The following is a 1,236-nucleotide window of genomic DNA, read 5'->3' on the forward strand; positions in this document are numbered from 1 at the left end:
ACCCCGTAACTTCGGAATAAGGGGTGCTGCACTAACGTGCAGCCGCAGTGAAAAGGCCCAGGCGACTGTTTATCAAAAACACAGGTTTCTGCAAAATCGTAAGATGACGTATAGGGGCTGACGCCTGCCCAGTGCTGGAAGGTTAAAAGGATGGGTTAGCGTAAGCGAAGCTCAGAATTGAAGCCCCAGTGAACGGCGGCCGTAACTATAACGGTCCTAAGGTAGCGAAATTCCTTGTCGGGTAAGTTCCGACCCGCATGAAAGGCGTAACGATCTGGGCACTGTCTCAACGAGAGACTCGGTGAAATTATATTACCCGTGAAGATGCGGGTTACCCGCGACAGGACGGAAAGACCCCATGGAGCTTTACTGTAGCTTGATATTGGGTGTCTGTATAACTTGTACAGGATAGGTAGGAGCCGTAGAGCTCGGGACGCTAGTCTCGAAGGAGGCGTTGGTGGGATACTACCCTTGTTATACGGCCACTCTAACCCGCGCCACTTAGCGTGGCGGGAGACAGTGTCAGGTAGGCAGTTTGACTGGGGCGGTCGCCTCCTAAAAGGTAACGGAGGCGCCCAAAGGTTCCCTCAAAATGGTTGGAAATCATTTGTAGAGTGTAAAGGCACAAGGGAGCTTGACTGTGAGACAGACAGGTCGAGCAGGGACGAAAGTCGGGCTTAGTGATCCGGTGGTACCGTATGGAAGGGCCATCGCTCAACGGATAAAAGCTACCCTGGGGATAACAGGCTCATCTCCCCCAAGAGTCCACATCGACGGGGAGGTTTGGCACCTCGATGTCGGCTCATCGCATCCTGGGGCTGTAGTCGGTCCCAAGGGTTGGGCTGTTCGCCCATTAAAGCGGTACGCGAGCTGGGTTCAGAACGTCGTGAGACAGTTCGGTCCCTATCCGTCGCGGGCGCAGGAAATTTGAGAGGAGCTGTCCTTAGTACGAGAGGACCGGGATGGACATACCGCTGGTGTACCAGTTGTGCCGCCAGGCGCATCGCTGGGTAGCTATGTATGGATGAGATAAACGCTGAAAGCATCTAAGTGTGAAACTCGCCTCGAGATGAGATTTCCCATTCCTATATGGAAGTAAGACCCCTCAGAGATGATGAGGTAGATAGGCTAGAAGTGGAAGTGTGGCGACACATGGAGCGGACTAGTACTAATCGGTCGAGGACTTAACCACGAAGTGGTGGTCCGGTTAAGATAAAAAGAATCGGATTCAGTTTT

1 rRNA gene is annotated in these 1,236 nt (G+C 52.9%); it reads left to right on the plus strand.

Annotated features, from left to right (window positions below):
• Positions 1-1,192, plus strand: a 23S ribosomal RNA gene (locus ACKTR2_RS10230); the annotation flags it as partial.
• Positions 1,193-1,236: the final 44 nt, after the last annotated feature.

The organism is Furfurilactobacillus curtus (assembly GCF_045862785.1).
Lineage (GTDB): Bacteria > Bacillota > Bacilli > Lactobacillales > Lactobacillaceae > Furfurilactobacillus > Furfurilactobacillus curtus.